Raw genomic sequence first — 18,803 nt, 5'->3', positions numbered from 1 at the left:
CCTCAATTCTTTTCGCTGTGAGTCATGGCGGTGTAGAACACCCATGACACCAACAGAATGATCAGGAAATACACCAGCGAGAACGCGGCCGCAGGCCCCAGGTCGAACTGCCCGAGCGCCATGGTGGTCAGGGTCTGACTGAGGAATGTGGTGGAGTTGCCCGGTCCGCCACCGGTCAGCACGAACGGCTCGGTGTAGATCATGAAGCTGTCCATGAAGCGCAACATCACCGCGATCAGCAGCACGCTTTTCATCTTCGGCAACTGGATGTGCCGGAAGATCGCCCAGCCTGACGCACGATCGATGCGTGCCGCCTGGTAATACACATCCGGAATTGCCCGCAACCCTGAATAGCAAAGCAAGGCCACCAGCGAGGTCCAGTGCCAGACATCGATGACCAGCACCGTCACCCAGGCATCCGAGGCATTGGCGGCGTAGTTGTAGTTGATGCCCAGCACGTTGTTCAGCGTGTACCCCAGCAAACCGATATCACCACGGCCAAAGATCTGCCAGATCGTGCCGACCACGTTCCACGGGATCAGCAGTGGAATGGTCATCACGATCAGGCACAACGACGACCAGCGCCCTTTGGTCGGCATGGTCAGGGCAATCGCGATACCCAGCGGGATCTCGATCAGCAGTACACAGCCCGAATAAATGAACTGACGCAGCAGCGAGTCATGCAGACGCGGGTCCTGCAGGACCTGCCGGAACCAGTCAGTGCCTACGAAATAGCGGCTGGACTGGTCGAAGATGTCCTGCACTGAATAGTTGACCACAGTCATCATCGGGATAATCGCGCTGAATGCCACCAGCAGAAACACCGGCATCACCAGCCACCAGGCCTTGTTGTTCTGAACCTTACGCATGGGACACCTCACTGGCAGGGCCGGCTTCGATCAGGTAATCATCTGCATAGAGCATCAGCCATTGCCCCGGAAAGCTGATCCAGGCCTGGCCTTGCGGCACCGGTTTGTCTTCCTGCAGCCGCACCTTCAGCAGTTGCCCACCCAGTTTCAGGGTGATGATCTTGTAGGTGCCGAGGTCTTCCACATAGGTCACGTCGGCACACATCGCATCGTCGTAAGGTCCGTCCCAGACATGAACGAACTCGGGACGAATGCCTGCTTTCAGACTTTTCCACGGTGTATTGGCGAGCCGTTGCTGCAACGACTCAGGCAGCGGCAGGTGAATATCCGCAAAACCGACGCCGCCCGGCTGCGGCGTAACGTCAATCAGATTCATCCCCGGGCTGCCGATGAAATAGCCGACAAAGGTGTGCGACGGCTTCTCGAACAGCTCCCGCGGCGTGCCGAACTGGACGATCTGACCGCCATACATCACGGCGATCTTGTCGGCGAAAGTCGACGCCTCCAGTTGATCGTGAGTGACGTAGACCATGGTGATATTGAACTGCTCGTGGATCTGCTTGAGCTTGCGCCGCAGCTTCCACTTCAGGTGTGGGTCGATCACAGTCAACGGTTCGTCGAAGAGGATCGCCGACACGTCATCGCGCACCAGCCCGCGACCCATGGAGACTTTCTGCTTTTCGTCCGCGCTGAGGTTGCGCGCTTTCTTTTTCAGCAGCGGCTGCAGGTCCAGGACATCGGCAATTTCGTTGACCTTGATGAGAATCCGCGCCTCGTCCAGGCCCTGATTGCGCAACGGAAAGGCCAGATTATCGAACACCGTCATGGTGTCGTAGATCACTGGAAACTGGAAAACCTGAGCGATGTTGCGACGCTCCGGGGGCAGCTCATTGACTACTTTCGAGTCGAACAGCACCTGGCCCTGCGACGGACTGAGCAGACCGGAAATGATGTTGAGCAGGGTTGACTTGCCACACCCGGAAGGCCCGAGCAGCGCGTAAGCACCACCCTGCTCCCAGACGTGGCTCATCTCGCGAATTGCATAGTCGTCAGGACCGGGCTTGGCACTGTAGCTGTGCGCAAGGTTCTGCAAGCGGATCTCGGCCATCAGGCAACCCTCGCCATACGCAGGCCCGGCGCCTGAATCAGGCCGCCCTGCTGATCGAATACAAACAGTTTGTGGGTCGGGATGTACACCCGAATCGCCGCATCGACGTCGTAGGCATGCACGCCTGGCAGATGCAGGACCAGCGAGAACAGCTCGTTGCGCACATGCAGGAAGGTTTCCGAACCACTGATTTCCGCCAGCTCGACGGTGACCGCCAGTTCCAGATCGTCATCGTTGGACGGCACCAGGCTCAAATGGCTGGGGCGCACGCCGAAACGATATTCGCCGTCGCCGACAGCCCGCAGGTCGACGTTGAGCGGGAAATGCACGAAGTTGGCGAAGCTGACTTCATTGCCGTCTATACGGCCCGGCATGAGGTTGATCGGCGGTTCGGAGAACAGCTCGGCGGCCAGCACAGTCGCGGGTCGATGATAGACCTCAGGGGTCTTGCCGCTCTGCACCACCCGCCCTTCATGCAGGATGGTGGTGGTGCCGCCCAGCGCCAGCGCTTCATTGGGCTCGGTAGTGGCGTAGATGGCGATGGTATGGCGAGCGGCGAACAGCTCACGCATTTCCTGGCGCAGCTCTTCGCGCAGCTTGTAATCGAGGTTGACCAGCGGTTCATCGAAGAGGATCAGCTCGGCGTCCTTGACCAGCGCTCTGGCCATCGCGGTGCGCTGCTGCTGCCCACCGGACAGTTCGAGGGGATGGCGTTGCAGGAATTTTTCGATGCGCAACATCTTCGCGGTTTCCTGCACCCGGCTGTGGATCACATCTTTGGACAGACCGGCCTGACGCAGCGGCGATGCGATGTTTTCGAACACCGTCATGCTCGGGTAATTGATGAACTGCTGATAAACCATCGAGACGTTGCGCAGACGAACCGGACGATGGGTGACATCGACCCCGTTCATCAGCACTCGCCCGCTGTCCGGCTTGTCCAGCCCGGCCATCAAGCGCATCAGGCTGGTTTTGCCGGACAGGGTGCGCCCCAGCAGAACGTTGAATGATCCCGGCTCAAAGCTCAGGGAGGCGTCGTCGATCCAGACCTGACCATCGACGGCGCGACTGACATGCTCCAGCGTGAGTGACATGGCGTGCCCTTTGTTGTTTTTTTCTTAAGGGTGAATGCGTGACTGTTTGCAGATAGCGACATTCGTGCCAGCTCAGGCGGATCGCCGGTGAGGCCCGAAACAGAGCGTTCGCCCGTATTCAGGGGACGAAACACCTTTCACAGCTGAACAATAATGAACAGAAAATACTGAACACTTGAACAAAATGAACATTGACTTTGAACAAAACTGAACGACACTGGACGGACGTTGCGGGCAAGGATGGTCACGCCGACGGGACCTAAAAACAAAAACAATACGTCATATTCGCAGGCATCCTCATGTCTCAAACCAGCGCTTCGCTTGCTCACGACATCATCATTCAGGATTCATGGACCCGCTGCCGGGACTTCGGCCTCAGTCATCAGACGCGCCCCTCATTCGGCCAACTGCCGGGGGCGGAGGTTTCCAGGCTGCTGGAGCGCCATCGCGGACTGGTACAGACCACCCATCAGGAGGTGCTGCCGGTCTACGAAAACATTCTCAGCAACTCCAGCTGCCTGATTCTTCTGGCCGACCCTCAAGGTCAGTTGCTCAAGTCCTGGGGTGCGCAACGCTTCGTCGAATCGTCCCAGGCTCAGGGCTTCATGCCCGGTGCCAGCTGGAGCGAACGCGGCACGGGCACCAACGCCATCGGCACGGCGCTGGCCTGCGAACAGGCCATCCATATCGAACCGGACGAGCATTTCCTCAAGGCCAATCGCTTCATGACCGGTTCGGCCTCACCGATCTTCGACGCCGACAGGCGCATCATTGCCGTGCTGGATGTGTCCAGTGACAGCTTCCTGCCACCCTCGCACACGCTGGGCATGGTCAAAATGATGAGCCAGTCGGTGGAAAACCGCCTGATCCTCGACCAGTTCCGCGATTCCCACTTCCAGCTGATCTTCAATACCGGTCTGAACAACCTCGATAGCCAATGGGCTGGCCTGCTGATTTTTGACGAAAGCGGCCAGATCCTGTGCGCCAATCGGCGTGCCGACGCCCTGCTGGGGAAGACTCCGGCCGGCGCCAGCATCGAGACGCTGTTCAAATGTCCGATCCTGCAATTGCTCAGCGAGACCGAAGCGCGTCCGTTTGCATTGCATGCATTTGGCAACAATCGCTTTCAGTGCCTGCTCAAGCGGCCGACCCGCAAGCCGCTCAAGCTGCACAGCGTACAGCCAGTTCAGGCACCCGTGGCGCCGCAGAGTCTTGACCTGGAGGCGATCAGCCTGGGTGATGCAAAAATCGAAAAAGCCGTGCGTCAGGCGCAGCGGCTGCTGGAAAAGGACATTCCGCTGCTGATCCACGGGGAAACCGGGGTCGGCAAGGAAGTGTTTGTCAAAGCCCTGCATCAGGCCAGTGCGCGCGCCGGCCAGCCTCTGATCGCCGTCAACTGCGCAGCGATCCCGGCCGAACTGGTCGAGGCCGAGCTGTTTGGCTATGAAAGAGGCGCCTTCACCGGGGCCAATCAGAAGGGCAGCATCGGCCTGATCCGCAAGGCCGACAAAGGCACGCTGTTTCTCGACGAGGTGGGCGACATGCCGATGCCGGTACAGGCGCGGCTGCTGCGCGTGCTTCAAGAGCGCTGCGTTCAGCCACTGGGCAGCAGCGAGTTGTATCCGGTCGACATACGCCTGATTTCAGCCACCAACCGAAGCCTGCGCGATCAGGTCCAGGCGGGGCTTTTCCGCCAGGATCTTTATTACCGGATCAGCGGCCTGAGCATCGAACTTCCTCCCCTGCGCGAGCGGACTGACAAGCATGCGCTTATCCAGCGAATCTGGGAGCGGCACCGTGATGCCCATCAGCGTGCAGGCTTTTCCAGAGAGGTACTTGAGTTATTCGAGCATCACCCTTGGCCTGGTAATCTGCGCCAGCTCAACAGTGTGATTCAGGTGGCGCTGGCACTGGCCGACGAACAGCCGATCGGCACTGACCATCTGCCCGAGGACTTTCTGCTCGATGCACAGGTGAATGAGGAATGCCCTATCCCGGTCAGAACTCAGGAGTCGGCCACGCGCCTTCATGCGACCGAAGACCTCGGCCAATTGTTTCAAGCGGCAGGCGGGAATATTTCACAGCTGGCCAAACGCCTGGGCGTCAGCCGCAATACACTGTACAAGCGGTTGCGGGAACAGCGGATCGTTTAGTGTTCGACGCTCGGCAGGCCGAGCATCGAGGACAGGACGCGGAGCGTCCAGAACAGCATGCCCACGCTGAGCGTGGGCACGATAGTCTTCCGGGTCATTATCGTTCCCATGCTCCGCGTGGGAATGCACTTCATGACGCTTCGCGTCACCCAGCCGCCTTACTTGATCAGTCCGCCAGACGCCAGGTGGTGCCGCCCTTGCCGTCTTCCAGAAGCACACCCATGGCGGTGATCTGGTCGCGGATACGGTCGGACTCGGCCCAGTCTTTCGCGGCACGCGCAGCCAGACGCGCCTGAATCAGCGCCTCCACTTCAGCCGCATTAACCCGCCCTTCCGCGCCAGCGCGCAAAAAGTCGTCGGCTTCGAGTTGCAGTACACCCAGCACGCTGGCCAGTTGCTTCAAGCGCGCCGCCAGACCCGCCGCCGCTGCGACATCGGACTCACGCAGACGATTGATCTCGCGAACCATCTCGAACAGCACCGCGCAGGCTTCAGGCGTACCGAAGTCATCGTTCATCGCCGCGCTGAAACGCTCGACGAACGCCTCGCCACCCGCAGGCTCGGCGAGCGGCAGGCCCTTGAGCGCGTGATAGAAACGTTCAAGTGCCGCCTTCGACTCACGCAGGCTGTCTTCGGAATAGTTGATCACGCTGCGGTAGTGGCTCGACACCAGCAGGTAACGCACCACTTCCGGGTGGTATTTCTCCAGCACGTCGCGGATGGTGAAGAAGTTGTTCAAGGACTTGGACATCTTCTCGCCATTGATGCGAATCATGCCGCAGTGTAACCAGGCATTGGCGTAGGTCTTGCCGGTGGCCGCTTCGCTCTGGGCGATTTCGTTTTCATGGTGCGGAAACTCGAGGTCGCTGCCGCCGCCATGAATATCGAAGGTCTCGCCCAGGCAGCAGGTCGACATCACCGAGCACTCGATATGCCAGCCGGGACGTCCTGCACCCCAGGGCGATTCCCAGCTCGGCTCGCCCGGCTTGACACCTTTCCAGAGCACGAAGTCCAGCGGATCCTCCTTGGACTCGTCCACTTCGATGCGCGCGCCGATGCGCAGGTCTTCGATCTTCTTGCGCGACAGCTTGCCGTAACCCTGAAACTTGCCGACCCGGTAATACACGTCGCCGTTACCCGGCGCATAGGCATAGCCCTTGTCGATCAGGGTCTGGATCATGGCGTGCATGCCGGGGATATGATCGGTGGCACGCGGTTCCATGTCTGGCTTGAGGATGTTGAGGCGCGCCTCGTCCTCGTGCATGGCACCGATCATGCGCGCGGTCAGTGCATCGAACGACTCACCGTTTTCCCGCGCCCGGTTGATGATCTTGTCGTCGATATCGGTGATGTTGCGCACATAGGTCAGTTCATAACCGCTGAAGCGCAGCCAGCGCGTCACCAGATCGAACGCAACCATGCTGCGGCCATGGCCCAGGTGGCAGTAGTCGTACACGGTCATCCCGCAGACGTACATGCGCACCTTGTTGCCATCCAGCGGCTTGAAAACTTCTTTGCTCTTGGTGAGCGTGTTGTAGATAGAAAGCACGTGCTCCCCCTCAAACGTACAGCATCAGGTCCAGGAATCCCGCAACGTCACGGTGCGGTTGAAGACAGGTCGACCAGGTTTGGAGTCCTTGATGTCCGCGCAGAAATAACCTTCGCGTTCGAACTGGAAACGGTCTTCCGGCTGCGCTTGGCCCAACGAGGGCTCGGCGCGACAACCGGTCAGTACTTGCAGGGAGTCCGGGTTGATATTGTCCAGAAAGCTTGCGCCCTCTTCGGCTTTTTCAGGGTTTGGCGAACGGAACAGACGATCGTACAGACGCACTTCGCACTCTACGCTCTCGGCTGCCGGCACCCAGTGCACGACGCCCTTGACCTTGCGGCCTTCAGGATTCTTGCCCAGGGTGTCCGGATCGTAGGAGCAACGCAGCTCGACGATGTTGCCGTCGGCATCCTTGATCGCTTCATCGGCGCGGATCACATAGCTGCCACGCAAACGCACTTCGCCATTGGGCTCAAGACGCTTGTAGCCCTTTGGCGGCTCTTCCATGTAATCGTCGCGGTCGATGTACAGCTCCCGCGAGAACGGCAGCTCGCGCATGCCCAGGTCCTCTTTCGGGTGGCGCGGCAGTTCCAGCTTCTCGACCTGACCTTCCGGGTAGTTGGTGATGACCACTTTCAGCGGGCGCAGCACGCACATGGCGCGCGGCGCGCTGTGGTCCAGGTCGTCGCGGATGCTGAATTCGAGCATGCCGAAATCGACCACGCCGTCAGAGCGGTTGGTGCCGATCATTTCGCAGAAATTGCGAATCGATTTCGGCGTGTAGCCACGACGACGGAAGCCCGACAGCGTCGACATGCGCGGGTCATCCCAGCCACTGACGTGTTTCTCGTCAACCAGTTGCTTGAGCTTGCGCTTGCTGGTGATGGTGTAGTTCAGGTTCAGGCGCGAGAACTCATACTGGCGCGGCTTGCACGGCACCGGCAGGTTGTCGAGGAACCAGTCGTACAGCGGACGATGGCTTTCGAACTCCAGGGTGCAGATCGAGTGGGTGATGCCTTCGAGGGCATCCGACTGACCGTGGGTGAAGTCATAGATCGGGTAGATGCACCACTTGTCGCCGGTCTGATGGTGATGCGCATGACGAATGCGGTAGATGATCGGGTCACGCAGGTTCATGTTCGGCGAGGCCATGTCGATTTTGGCGCGCAGTACACGAGCGCCATCCTCGAACTCGCCGGCTTTCATGCGCGCGAACAGGTCGAGGTTTTCCTCGACGCCGCGTTCGCGGAACGGACTGTTCTTGCCCGGCTCGGTCAGGGTGCCGCGATATTCGCGCGCCTGTTCGGGGGTCAGATCGTCAACGTAAGCCTTGCCCGCCTTGATCAGCTCGACTGCCCAGTCGTGCAACTGGTCGAAATACTGCGAGGCGTAGCGCACTTCGCCCGCCCATTCGAAGCCCAGCCACTTGACGTCACTCATGATGGCGTCGATGTATTCCTGGTCTTCCTTGGCCGGGTTGGTGTCATCGAAACGCAGGTGCGTATCGCCACCGAACTCCTTGGCCAGACCGAAGTTCACGCAGATCGACTTGGCGTGACCGATGTGCAGGTAGCCGTTGGGCTCCGGCGGAAAGCGGGTCACGATTTTGCTGTGCTTGCCCGAGTCCAGGTCTGCCTGCACGATAGGACGCAGGAAATTGGTCGGTACGGCTGGACCTGCCTTTGAATGGGCAGCGGGTTCTGGAGTGGGCTTGCTCATAGGATCCTTGGACATACGTGCGCGGCCAGGGTAGGCCGACTAAATCAAAGCGCTTATCATAGCCGAAGCTGTCAAGTCCCTGACAACAGACTGCGTATTTGAAGGCATAAAAGCTGCAAAAGCGCTGAAAAATGTAACCTCGTCTGTAAACTGCGCGTCAGGGTCATAATCTGCCCATTCATGCATGACTAGAGAGCGACTTCCCAAATGCCTAATGTAAAGCTGACTACCAACCACGGCGACATCGTGCTGCAACTGAACGAAGAAAAGGCGCCGCTGACCGTTGCCAACTTCATCGAATACGTTAAAGCCGGTCATTACGAAAACACGGTTTTCCACCGTGTGATCGGCAACTTCATGGTTCAGGGCGGCGGTTTCGAGCCTGGCATGAAAGAAAAGAAAGACAAGCGCCCGAGCATCCAGAACGAAGCCGACAACGGTCTGCCGAACAAGAAGTACAGCGTCGCCATGGCCCGCACCATGGAGCCGCATTCGGCCTCTGCGCAGTTCTTCATCAACGTCGCTGACAACGCCTTCCTGAACCACAGCGCCAAGACCGTTCAAGGCTGGGGTTACGCTGTATTCGGTGAAGTGATCGAAGGCACTGATGTCGTCGACAAGATCAAAGGCGTGGCAACTTCCAGCAAGGCCGGCCATCAGGACGTCCCGGTAGAAGACGTGATCATCGAGAAAGCCGAGATCGTTGAGTGATACTGCTGATCTCCGATCTGCACCTTGAACAGGAGCGCCCGGACATTACCCGGGCGTTTCTGGATCTGCTCGCAGGACGCGCTCGCGACGCCGAGTCGCTGTATATCCTCGGGGATTTTTTTGAAGTCTGGATCGGTGACGACGCGATGTCGCCGTTCCAGCTTTCGATCTGCAAGGCCCTGCGCGAGTTGAGCGACAGCGGCACACGAATTTTTCTGATGCACGGCAACCGTGATTTCATGCTCGGCAAGGGTTTCTGCAAGGCAGCAGGCTGCACACTGCTGAGTGACCCGAGCGTCGTGCAGTTGAACGGTGAGCCGGTGCTGCTGATGCACGGCGACAGTCTGTGCACCCGCGATGAAGGTTATATCCGGATGCGTCGCTATCTGCGCCATCCGCTGACGCTTTTCATTCTGCGCCATTTGCCGCTGGGCACCCGCCATAAGCTGGCGCGCAAGTTGCGTAATGAGAGCCGTGCGCAAACCCGTATGAAGGCCAACGATATTGTCGATGTGACGCCGGACGAGGTGCCGCGGATCATGCAGCAGTTCGGCGTGCGTACGCTGGTCCACGGTCACACTCATCGTCCGGCGATTCATAAGTTGCAGATTGGCGATCAGGCGGCCAGGCGCATTGTGCTGGGTGACTGGGATCGTCAGGGCTGGGTGTTGCAGGTGGATGATCAGGGTTTCAGCCTGAACCCGTTCGACTTTGTGCCTGAAACGACTGCGCTGTTGAATTGATTGCGCGGTAACGGCTGAGAGCACAGCGGCTCTGCGCCTTCAGGCGGATTGCCGTTCGGCTCAGGTCACCTTTTAGCCCTTCGGCGACTCAATTTGAGGGACCAAAGTGAGCAAAGTCCCCGCTCCTGTTTCCGGCCCGACTTCGTCGGGTTCCTTTGCACTGTCACTAACGTCGCACTCTGCGTCGTCTGTGCCATCGCGATTGAAAAAGCACTTTAGAGCAGTTTGGCCAAAGGCACGGTTCAGATAGGCGCATAAGAAACTAGTGCCCGCCCCCTGCCGCAGGCCCGGCCTTGGCGGCGAATGGAGGTTTGGCCAGCCAGACGAGCAGGATCAGTCCTGCGAATATCCAGCCCAGCAGGTAGAAGTAATCCACGGTGGACATCATGTAGGCCTGGGCGTTGAGGGTCTGCTCCAGTTGCGCGTAGGCCTGCGGGCTGGCGCCGCCCAGGCTGTCAAGGGCGTGGCGGGTGGCTGGGTCGAAGGTGCTGATGTTTTCACTCAGGTAGGCATGATGCTGGTTGGCGCGGCGAATCCAGATCCAAGTGGTGAGCGAGGCTGCGAAGCTGCCGCCCAAGGTGCGCAGAAAGGTTGCCAGCCCTGAACCATCGGCGATCTGATTGGGCGGCAGGTCAGACAGCAGAATACTCAGAGTCGGCATGAAGAACAGTGCCACGCCAATGCCCATGAACAACTGCACCATCGCCACATGCTCGAAATCCACGTCGGTGTTGAAGCCTGCACGCATGAAGCAACTCAACCCCATCGCCAGGAATGCCAGCCCGGCCAATAGACGCAGATCGAATTTGTGCGCGTACTTGCCGACAAAGGGCGACATCAGTACCGGCAGGATGCCAATCGGCGCGACGGCCAGCCCAGCCCAGGTGGCGGTGTAGCCCATCTGGGTCTGCAACCACTGCGGCAATATCAGGTTGATGCCGAAGAAGCCGGAATAGCCGCCGATCATGACCAGTGTGCCGATGCGGAAATTGCGGTAGGCAAACAGGCGCAGGTTGACGATCGGATGCTTGTCGGTCATTTCCCAGATCACGAAGAAGGTCAACGCGACCAGCGAAATCAGCGAGCCAAAGATGATGAAGTTCGACTCGAACCAATCCAGATCATTACCCTTGTCGAGCACTATCTGCAGCGCGCCCACACCGACGATCAGCGCTATCAGGCCAATATAGTCCAACGGCTGACGAGCAGTCGTGACCGGCCTTTTGGCCATCTGGGTACGCACCACCAGCACGGCGAACAGGCCGATGGGAATGTTGATGAAGAAGATCCAGGGCCAGCTATAGCTGTCGGTGATCCAGCCACCGAGGATCGGACCGGCAATGGGCGCCACCACCGTCACCATCGCCAGCAATGCCAGGGCCATGCCTCTTTTGGCGGGTGGGTACACCGCAATCAGCAGGGTCTGACTCATCGGATACAGCGGACCGGCGACCATGCCCTGCAGCGCGCGAAAGCCCACCAGTTCCGGCATGGACTGGGAAATACCGCACAGAAACGAAGCCATCACGAACAGAATGGTGGCCCACAGGAACAGCTTGACCTCACCGAAGCGGCGACTGAGCCAGCCGGTCAGCGGCAAGGCAATCGCGTTGCTGACCGCAAACGAGGTGATCACCCAGGTGCTCTGCTCCGAGCTGACACCCAGATTGCCGGCGATGGTCGGCAGCGCCACGTTGGCAATCGTGGTATCGAGCACCTGCATGAAGGTCGCCAGCGACAGACCGATGGTGCACAGCAACAGGCTTGGCGGGGTAAAAGAAGCGGGGGCGTTGTTGCTCATCGCGAATCCCTGAAGACGAATGCGACACCCCGGCCAGCAGGCCGGGGCTCACGGATTGGCGGTTCAGCGCTGAACGGCAGTCTTGCCACCGGGCGCACTGTTCTCGTGAATCAGGCGGGCGATCAGCGCGTCGGCGTCAGCCAGTTGCTCGGTGTACACCTGAGTGCTGAAGGCCGCCTGTTTGCGCGGCTGTTGCGCCAGGACCGGACCGCTCTGGTCATGCAGATTGACTTCAACCGTGGTCGACAGGCCGATACGCAACGGGTACTTCGCCAGTTCTTCAGGGTTGATGTGCACCCGCACCGGCACACGCTGGACAATCTTGATCCAGTTGCCAGTGGCATTCTGCGCAGGCAACAACGCAAAGGCACTGCCGGTACCGGCCCCCAGGCTGTCGATGGTGCCGCTGTACTTCACATCACTGCCATACAGGTCGGAGCTGATCTCCACTGGCTGACCGATGCGCATCTTGCCCAGTTGGGTTTCCTTGAAGTTGGCATCGATCCACAACTGATCCAGCGGAATGACCGCCATGGTTGCAGTGCCCGGCTGAATGCGTTGCCCCAGTTGCACGGTGCGCTTGGCGACGTAGCCGGTGACCGGTGCCACCAGCGTCGAACGTGCATTGGCCAGGTAGGCCTGACGCAGCTGTGCGGCCGCAGCCTTGACGTCCGGGTGCGAGGACACCACGGTGTCATCGACCAACGCCACGCTGGTGCTGAGTTGCTGCTGAATATTGTTCAGGGCGCTCTGCGCGCTGGTCAGGCTGTCTCTTGCGTGCGACAACTCTTCCTGGGAAATCGCCCCGCCGGCTGCGAGGCTGCGACGACGGTTATAGTTGTCCTGAGCGGTCTGCACCGCAGCACGCTGCGCGGCCAGTTGCGCTTTCATGCCATCGACGTTGCTGTAAAGGCCGCGCACCTGGCGCACAACCTTGCCCAGATTGGCCTCGGCGCTCTGCAGCGAGACTTCGGCATCGCTCGGGTCAAACTTGAGCAGGACCTGCCCTTCGTGCACCAGATCACCATCGTCGGCACCAATACTGATGACGGTTCCGGTGACCAGCGGGGTGATTTCGACCACGTTGCCATTGACATAGGCGTCGTCGGTCTCTTCGCTCCATTGGCCGTAGATCTCGTACCAGGCCCAGATGCCCAGTGCGAGGATCACCACGACAATGGCAAGCCCGATCAGCAGGAACTTGCGCTTGCCAGACTTCGGCTCCTGTTGAGGAGCCTGGGCAGATGTGTTTTCAGCGGCAGCAGTGGCCATGGCAGTTACCTTTAATCAGCGAAGCGACGGAACGACGGCGATCAGGCTCACGCCTGCCAACACGTCGGCTGCTCAGCTTTTAGCTTTGGGGTTGAAGCTCAAACGAGTCAGGGTGATGTGGTCATCGGCAGCCACCAGCACCTTGGTGAGAATTCTTTTCAGGCTCTCGACCTCTTCACTGTCGAGCGCGGCGAACGTGTCATTCATCGCGTCGGCGCCAATCTGCGGCAACAGATCGGAAAGCGCCTGTCCCTGCTCGGTCAGCGCCAGACGCACCTGACGACGATCGGTCGCGGAGCGCTTGCGCACCACCAGCCCTTTCTGTTCCAGACGATCGAGCATGCGGGTCATCGAACCGCTGTCCAGTGACAGGTGCCGACACAATTCCACGGGGGTATCGGTAGAAAACTGGGCAATGATGATCAGCACCTTGAACTGCGCGAACGTCACGTCATAGGGCAGCAGGTACTTGTCGAGCATGCGGTCTTTGAGCGCATTGGTACGACCGACCAGCAGCCCGATGAGGCTGGATTCGAAATTGTCGGGGCTGAAATGTTTCACGGATTGACCCAGATAGCTGCCTAGGCAGTGATTGCAAAATATTACTGCCTAGGCAGCCGTTGTCAAAGCATTTATTAGCGTGCTTACTAAATCCCCATAAAAAAACGACCGCTGGCAAGGCGGTCGTTTTGGGGGGCAGACGTGCGAGAGGAATCAGGCGGCGACAGGGACGCCACTGTGAAAGCGGAACTCTTCGTCAGGGCTTTCGATCAGCTCACGCTCGGCCAGACGGATCTCCTCGATCTTGGCATCGACATCAGCCTTGTCGCCATAGCTGTAAGCCAGCTTGAGGTAGTCCTGAAAGTGCCGCGCTTCGGACTTCAGCAGACCGCCATAGAATTTGGCCAGCTCTTCGTCAAGATGCGGCACCAGCGCGGCGAATCGCTCACAGGAACGAGCCTCGACGATGGCACCGACGATCAGCGCATCGGTCAGCCGGTAGGGGTTGTGATTGCGCACCAGCTTGCGCAGCGCTCCGGCATAACGGGCCGAGCTGATGTTGGCCGTGGGGATCTGGCGCTTTCTGATAATGCTGATGACTTGCTCGAAGTGGCGCAGCTCTTCCCGGGCCAGACGCGACATCTTGCTCAACAGGTCAAACTTGTCGTTGTACTGAAACATGAACTGGAACGCAGCCCCGGCGGCCTTCTTCTCGTTGTTCGCATGGTCGATCAGCAGGATGTCCAGATTGCGCAGCGCGGCCTGGACCCAGCTGTCGGGGGTGCGGCAAAGCAGAAAGGCTTCGATTTCAGGGATCGGGTACATAGGCTCACAGAATGACGGAGAGGCACGGCCGCGCATTATACGAGGAGCCACGGTACCTCGCGACACAAAAGCATGCCGGTTTTGTCAGGCGCCGAATGCGTCGCGCAGAAAGCCCGGCGCGATATAGCGCTGATAGTGCGCCTCGGAGAGCAGGAAAAACTCGCGGTCGATGGCATCGCGCAGTTCCGGCAGCGTCCAGTCGCGAAACTCCGGCAACAACACGAAACCGTAGGCCTCGACCTGGCTGATGACCCGTGCGCCACGGGCGATCAACTGGTAAGCCCAGCAGTATTCGGACTGGTGTGGCACAAAGCGGATCTTGCGCTGGGTCAGCTGCGCACGCAGCTTGTCGGCATCGAAGACTTCGAGCTTGGCAGTCATCACCTGGACCAGCAGTTGCTCCAGACGCAGCCAGACCGCTCTTTTTTCATCCTCGTTATAGCCGTTCCAGTGGATGACCTCGTGGTGGAAGCGCTTGCAGCCACGGCACACCAGATCCCCGTAAACAGTGGAGCAAAGGCCGACGCAGGGGGTTTTGATAATGTAATCGGGCATGTCAGGCAGGACTGGGGAAGGCGAAACAGGGGCTCATGTTAGCCCTTTGTCTAAGCAAGTTCACCCCCGAAGATGTAGGGGCTAACTTACCTTCGGCAAAGTTTTGGCGTAGAATCAGCGAGCCTTTTAAGGCGCCAATGTCCGTTGGAAGCTGTTTTCAAAGCGTCACGAGCACAGTCAAGTTAATCCCGCAGTGCGGCGTCGACAGGCCATTCCCTCATCACGAATGGCCGTGTCGACCGCCACTCCCCCCCGCCCTGCAGGCGTAAAACTTTGAAAACAGCTTCTGTTAGGAATCACCGCTACCCTGCCAACAAGGCTCAATAAGCCTTGCGTGGGTACGGGCGATTTCTGGATGAGCGTCCCGGACACCCATTTGGGACCACTGATGAGGGTTAATACTGTGCTTGAAGCCTACCGTAAACATATCGAAGAGCGTGCCGCCCAGGGCATCGTGCCCCAGCCGCTTAACGCCGAACAAACTGCAGGCCTGGTCGAGCTGCTGAAGAATCCCCCGGCTGGCGAAGAAGCTTTCCTTGTCGACCTGATCACCAATCGCGTTCCGCCAGGCGTTGACGAAGCTGCCTACGTCAAGGCCGGTTTCCTGTCTGCCCTGGCCAAGGGCGAAGCCACTTCTCCCCTGATCGACAAAAAACGCGCTACCGAACTGCTCGGCACCATGCAAGGTGGCTACAACATCGTCACCCTGGTTGAACTGCTCGACGACGCCACCCTCGCGCCAGTCGCTGCCGAACAACTCAAGCACACCCTGCTGATGTTCGACGCCTTCCACGACGTGGCCGAAAAAGCCAAGAACGGCAATGCCCACGCCAAGGCTGTCCTGCAGTCCTGGGCCGACGGCGAGTGGTTCAAGAAGCGTCCGACGCTGGCCGACAAGATCAGCCTGCGCGTCTTCAAGGTCACCGGCGAAACCAACACCGATGACCTGTCCCCTGCCCCTGATGCCTGGTCGCGTCCAGACATCCCGCTGCACGCACTGGCCATGCTGAAAATGGCCCGTGACGGGATCGTCCCTGACGTCCAGGGCTCTATCGGCCCGATGAAGCAGATCGAAGAAATGCGCGGTCAGGGCTTCCCGATTGCCTACGTCGGTGACGTGGTCGGTACCGGTTCCTCGCGTAAATCGGCAACCAACTCGGTACTCTGGTTCTTCGGCGACGACGTCCCTTACGTCCCGAACAAGCGTGCCGGCGGTTTCTGCTTCGGCAGCAAAATTGCTCCGATCTTCTACAACACCATGGAAGATGCTGGCGCTTTGCCAATCGAATTCGATGTCTCGAACATCAACATGGGTGACGTGATCGACGTCTACCCCTACGCTGGCAAGGTCTGCAAGCACGACAGCGACGAAGTCATCACCACCTTCGAAATGAAGACCCCGGTGCTGCTCGACGAAGTCCGCGCTGGCGGCCGTATTCCGCTGATCATCGGCCGCGGCCTGACCAGCAAGGCGCGCGCCGAACTGGGCCTGCCGGAGTTCGACCTGTTCAAGACCCCTGACCAGCCAGCTGAAAGCACCAAGGGTTACACCCTGGCGCAGAAGATGGTCGGCAAGGCATGCGGCGTAGCGGGCGTTCGTCCGGGCACCTACTGCGAACCGAAGATGACCACCGTCGGCTCCCAGGACACCACTGGCCCGATGACTCGCGACGAACTGAAAGACCTGGCGTGCCTGGGCTTCTCGACCGACCTGGTCATGCAGTCGTTCTGCCACACCGCAGCCTATCCGAAGCCTATCGACGTCAAGACGCACCACACGCTGCCTGACTTCATCATGACCCGCGGCGGCGTTTCCCTGCGTCCGGGCGACGGCATCATCCACAGCTGGCTGAACCGCATGCTGCTGCCGGACACCGTCGGTACCGGTGGCGACTCGCACACCCGCTTCCCGATCGGTATCTCCTTCCCGGCCGGCTCCGGCCTGGTGGCGTTCGCCGCTGCAACGGGCGTCATGCCGCTGGACATGCCTGAATCGATCCTGGTTCGCTTCAAGGGCAAGATGCAACCTGGCATCACCCTGCGCGACCTGGTTCACGCCATTCCTTACTACGCAATTCAGGCTGGCCTGCTGACCGTAGAGAAGAAAGGCAAGAAGAACGCATTCTCCGGTCGCATCCTGGAGATCGAAGGCCTCGACAACCTGAGCATCGAGCAGGCTTTCGAGCTGTCCGACGCCTCTGCCGAGCGTTCGGCTGCCGGTTGCACCATCAAGCTGGCCAAAGAACCGATCATCGAATACCTGAATTCGAACATCACCCTGCTGCGCTGGATGATCGAACAGGGCTACGGTGATCCGCGCACTCTGGAGCGTCGTGCTCAGGCGATGGAAGCCTGGGTTGCCAACCCGGAGCTGCTGGAAGCCGACAAGGACGCCGAGTACGCCGAAATCATCGAAATCGATCTGGCCGACGTCAAGGAGCCTGTGCTCTGCGCGCCGAACGACCCGGACGATGCCCGCCTGCTGTCTTCGGTACAGGGCGAGAAGATCGACGAAGTGTTCATCGGCTCCTGCATGACCAACATCGGCCACTTCCGCGCTGCGGGCAAGTTGCTGGATCAGGTCAAGGGCCAGCTGCCGACGCGTCTGTGGCTCTCGCCGCCGACCAAGATGGATGCTCACCAGCTGACCGAAGAAGGCTACTACGGCATCTACGGCAAGGCTGGCGCGCGCATGGAAATGCCGGGCTGCTCGCTGTGCATGGGTAACCAGGCACGCGTGGAACCGAACTCGACCGTAGTGTCGACGTCGACCCGTAACTTCCCGAACCGTCTGGGTGACGGCGCGAACGTCTATCTGGCCTCGGCCGAGCTGGCGTCCGTTGCGTCTATTCTGGGTCGTCTGCCGACGGTCGAAGAGTACATGAGCTACGCCAACCAGATCGATACCATGGCAGCGGACGTGTACCGCTACCTGAGCTTCGATCAGATCGCCGAGTTCCGTGAAGCCGCTGCGAACGCCAACATCCCGGCCGTTCAAGTGTAAGCACGAAAGCAGGCACCATAAGAACCCCATCCTCGCGATGGGGTTTTTTTTGCCCTCAATCGAACACGTACATATATTTTTCACATTCACATGGCTATAGTGGCGGCCCTTGTTGGGGAGTAGCCTGCTCTTGACTCCGGTCACAGAGCGTTCGCATCAACATTCTCGGCAGCATGCCGTGGTGCGAACACCTTCTGGTTGGCGAGACCAACGATGCATCCATGCCTAAAGTCGGGCGTGTGGTTGCGTCGTTGACTCATAGCCCGACTGGATATAACCGTGAATCCGATTTCCCTCCTCTTTCTCGCGCTTGCCATGTCCACGGACGCCTTTGCTGCGGCCCTTGGTAAAGGAGCAAGCCTGCATAAACCGCGCTTTCTCGAAGCATTGCGCACGGGCCTCATATTCGGCGCCATCGAAACCATCACGCCAGTCATAGGCTGGGGTATCGGCCAGGTGGCTGCGCGCTTCGCCGAGAGCTGGGACCATTGGATCGCTTTCACTCTGCTGCTGGTGCTCGGCCTGCACATGATCTACAACGGTATCAAGCAAGACGATGACGAAGAGCAGGAAAAGCCGGGGCAGCATTCTTTCTGGATTCTTGCCGTCACCGCATTCGCCACCAGTATCGATGCACTGGCAGTCGGCGTAGGCCTGGCATTTGTCGACGTCAATATCGTGGTTGCCGCCCTGGCCATCGGCCTGGCGACTACCGTCATGGTCACCATCGGCGTGATGCTGGGCCGGGTAGTGGGCACCATGGTCGGCAAACGCGCTGAAATCGTTGGCGGTATCGTGCTGATCGTGGTCGGTGCAACGATTCTTTACGAGCATCTGTCGGCGTTGTAATCGACTTACAGAACGCGTCGAGCAGACAAAAAAACCCGCATCTTTCGATG

15 protein-coding genes and 1 riboswitch are annotated in these 18,803 nt (G+C 59.3%); of the genes, 5 read left to right on the top strand and 10 right to left on the bottom strand.

Annotation, left to right across the window (positions count from 1 at the left end):
* Window positions 1–2: 2 nt before the first annotated feature.
* The 3 genes from BT119_RS00335 to BT119_RS00325 are packed head-to-tail and all read right to left on the bottom strand — an operon-like array spanning window position 3 to window position 3,071.
* Window positions 3–869: a carbohydrate ABC transporter permease gene (locus BT119_RS00335; RefSeq protein WP_002552729.1), complete on the bottom strand. Its 867-nt coding sequence runs from the start codon at window positions 867–869 to the stop codon at window positions 3–5.
* Window positions 862–1,977, bottom strand: coding sequence for an ABC transporter ATP-binding protein (locus BT119_RS00330; RefSeq protein ID WP_004414067.1), 1,116 nt, complete (start codon window positions 1,975–1,977; stop codon window positions 862–864). Before BT119_RS00330 ends, BT119_RS00335 begins: the two co-directional genes overlap by 8 nt.
* Complete coding sequence (locus BT119_RS00325) at window positions 1,977–3,071, bottom strand: ABC transporter ATP-binding protein (RefSeq protein ID WP_004414069.1); 1,095 nt, start codon at window positions 3,069–3,071, stop codon at window positions 1,977–1,979. The genes BT119_RS00330 and BT119_RS00325 overlap by 1 nt, the downstream gene beginning before the upstream one ends.
* A gap of 299 nt (window positions 3,072–3,370) precedes the next feature.
* Between BT119_RS00325 and BT119_RS00320 the strand changes: the two genes are divergently transcribed.
* Complete coding sequence (locus tag BT119_RS00320) at window positions 3,371–5,224, top strand: sigma-54-dependent Fis family transcriptional regulator (RefSeq protein WP_004414071.1); 1,854 nt, start codon at window positions 3,371–3,373, stop codon at window positions 5,222–5,224.
* 166 nt (window positions 5,225–5,390) lie between these two features.
* On the opposite strand, the gene cysS is transcribed toward BT119_RS00320, so the two are convergent.
* Both cysS and BT119_RS00310 read right to left on the bottom strand, forming a co-directional pair.
* Complete coding sequence (cysS, locus tag BT119_RS00315; RefSeq protein ID WP_060708831.1) at window positions 5,391–6,773, bottom strand: cysteine--tRNA ligase; 1,383 nt, start codon at window positions 6,771–6,773, stop codon at window positions 5,391–5,393.
* 24 nt (window positions 6,774–6,797) lie between these two features.
* Window positions 6,798–8,492, bottom strand: coding sequence for a glutamine--tRNA ligase/YqeY domain fusion protein (locus BT119_RS00310; RefSeq protein WP_004414076.1), 1,695 nt, complete (start codon window positions 8,490–8,492; stop codon window positions 6,798–6,800).
* Window positions 8,493–8,699: 207 nt separating this feature from the next.
* Here BT119_RS00310 and BT119_RS00305 point away from each other — a divergent pair, with 207 nt between their 5' ends.
* On the top strand, window positions 8,700–9,203 hold the full coding sequence (locus tag BT119_RS00305; protein WP_003404493.1) for a peptidylprolyl isomerase: 504 nt from the start codon (window positions 8,700–8,702) through the stop codon (window positions 9,201–9,203).
* Window positions 9,200–9,946, top strand: coding sequence for a UDP-2,3-diacylglucosamine diphosphatase (gene lpxH / locus BT119_RS00300; protein ID WP_058396639.1), 747 nt, complete (start codon window positions 9,200–9,202; stop codon window positions 9,944–9,946). Before BT119_RS00305 ends, lpxH begins: the two co-directional genes overlap by 4 nt.
* Before the next feature lie 262 nt (window positions 9,947–10,208).
* Here lpxH and BT119_RS00290 read toward each other — a convergent pair whose 3' ends face one another.
* The 5 genes from BT119_RS00290 to BT119_RS00270 all read right to left on the bottom strand — a co-directional run bounded on the left by BT119_RS00290 (window position 10,209) and on the right by BT119_RS00270 (window position 14,900).
* Entirely contained in the window at window positions 10,209–11,768 is a 1,560-nt protein-coding gene (locus BT119_RS00290) for a DHA2 family efflux MFS transporter permease subunit (RefSeq protein ID WP_223272521.1), read from the bottom strand.
* A gap of 42 nt (window positions 11,769–11,810) precedes the next feature.
* On the bottom strand, window positions 11,811–13,019 hold the full coding sequence (locus BT119_RS00285) for an HlyD/EmrA/EmrK family protein (protein ID WP_003368538.1): 1,209 nt from the start codon (window positions 13,017–13,019) through the stop codon (window positions 11,811–11,813).
* Between the two features lie 72 nt (window positions 13,020–13,091).
* A complete protein-coding gene (locus tag BT119_RS00280; protein WP_003368537.1) occupies window positions 13,092–13,580 on the bottom strand; it encodes a MarR family winged helix-turn-helix transcriptional regulator in 489 nt (162 codons plus the stop codon).
* A gap of 153 nt (window positions 13,581–13,733) precedes the next feature.
* Window positions 13,734–14,345, bottom strand: coding sequence for a MiaE family protein (locus BT119_RS00275; protein WP_072364426.1), 612 nt, complete (start codon window positions 14,343–14,345; stop codon window positions 13,734–13,736).
* Between the two features lie 84 nt (window positions 14,346–14,429).
* On the bottom strand, window positions 14,430–14,900 hold the full coding sequence (locus BT119_RS00270; protein ID WP_002554470.1) for a DUF1289 domain-containing protein: 471 nt from the start codon (window positions 14,898–14,900) through the stop codon (window positions 14,430–14,432).
* 403 nt (window positions 14,901–15,303) lie between these two features.
* Between BT119_RS00270 and acnB the strand changes: the two genes are divergently transcribed.
* The gene (gene acnB / locus BT119_RS00265; protein WP_072364424.1) at window positions 15,304–17,904 is read left to right on the top strand and encodes a bifunctional aconitate hydratase 2/2-methylisocitrate dehydratase; all 2,601 of its coding nucleotides are present in this window, start codon (window positions 15,304–15,306) and stop codon (window positions 17,902–17,904) included.
* A gap of 107 nt (window positions 17,905–18,011) precedes the next feature.
* A riboswitch (yybP-ykoY riboswitch) is annotated at window positions 18,012–18,176 on the top strand.
* A gap of 7 nt (window positions 18,177–18,183) precedes the next feature.
* Window positions 18,184–18,753 (top strand): manganese efflux pump MntP, encoded by a 570-nt coding sequence (gene mntP, locus BT119_RS00260; RefSeq protein WP_072364422.1) that lies wholly within the window; start codon window positions 18,184–18,186, stop codon window positions 18,751–18,753.
* Window positions 18,754–18,803 lie beyond the last annotated feature (50 nt).

Origin of the sequence: Pseudomonas sp. NFACC10-1 (genome assembly GCF_900119195.1) — a bacterium.
Taxonomy (GTDB): domain Bacteria; phylum Pseudomonadota; class Gammaproteobacteria; order Pseudomonadales; family Pseudomonadaceae; genus Aquipseudomonas; species Aquipseudomonas cerasi.
The sequence above is the reverse complement of the archived record's forward strand: the minus strand, read 5'-3'. Positions and strand labels throughout refer to the sequence as shown.

Bases quoted from the DNA above. Each gene is read 5' to 3' on its own strand.
- BT119_RS00325 (WP_004414069.1), bottom strand. From the start codon at position 3,071: ATGTCACTCACGCTGGAGCATGTCAGTCGCGCCGTCGATGGTCAGGTC.
- BT119_RS00310 (WP_004414076.1), bottom strand. From the start codon at position 8,492: ATGAGCAAGCCCACTCCAGAACCCGCTGCCCATTCAAAGGCAGGTCCA.
- BT119_RS00285 (WP_003368538.1), bottom strand. From the start codon at position 13,019: ATGGCCACTGCTGCCGCTGAAAACACATCTGCCCAGGCTCCTCAACAG.
- BT119_RS00270 (WP_002554470.1), bottom strand. From the start codon at position 14,900: ATGCCCGATTACATTATCAAAACCCCCTGCGTCGGCCTTTGCTCCACT.
- BT119_RS00330 (WP_004414067.1), bottom strand. From the start codon at position 1,977: ATGGCCGAGATCCGCTTGCAGAACCTTGCGCACAGCTACAGTGCCAAG.
- BT119_RS00335 (WP_002552729.1), bottom strand. From the start codon at position 869: ATGCGTAAGGTTCAGAACAACAAGGCCTGGTGGCTGGTGATGCCGGTG.
- BT119_RS00275 (WP_072364426.1), bottom strand. From the start codon at position 14,345: ATGTACCCGATCCCTGAAATCGAAGCCTTTCTGCTTTGCCGCACCCCC.
- BT119_RS00320 (WP_004414071.1), top strand. From the start codon at position 3,371: ATGTCTCAAACCAGCGCTTCGCTTGCTCACGACATCATCATTCAGGAT.
- BT119_RS00305 (WP_003404493.1), top strand. From the start codon at position 8,700: ATGCCTAATGTAAAGCTGACTACCAACCACGGCGACATCGTGCTGCAA.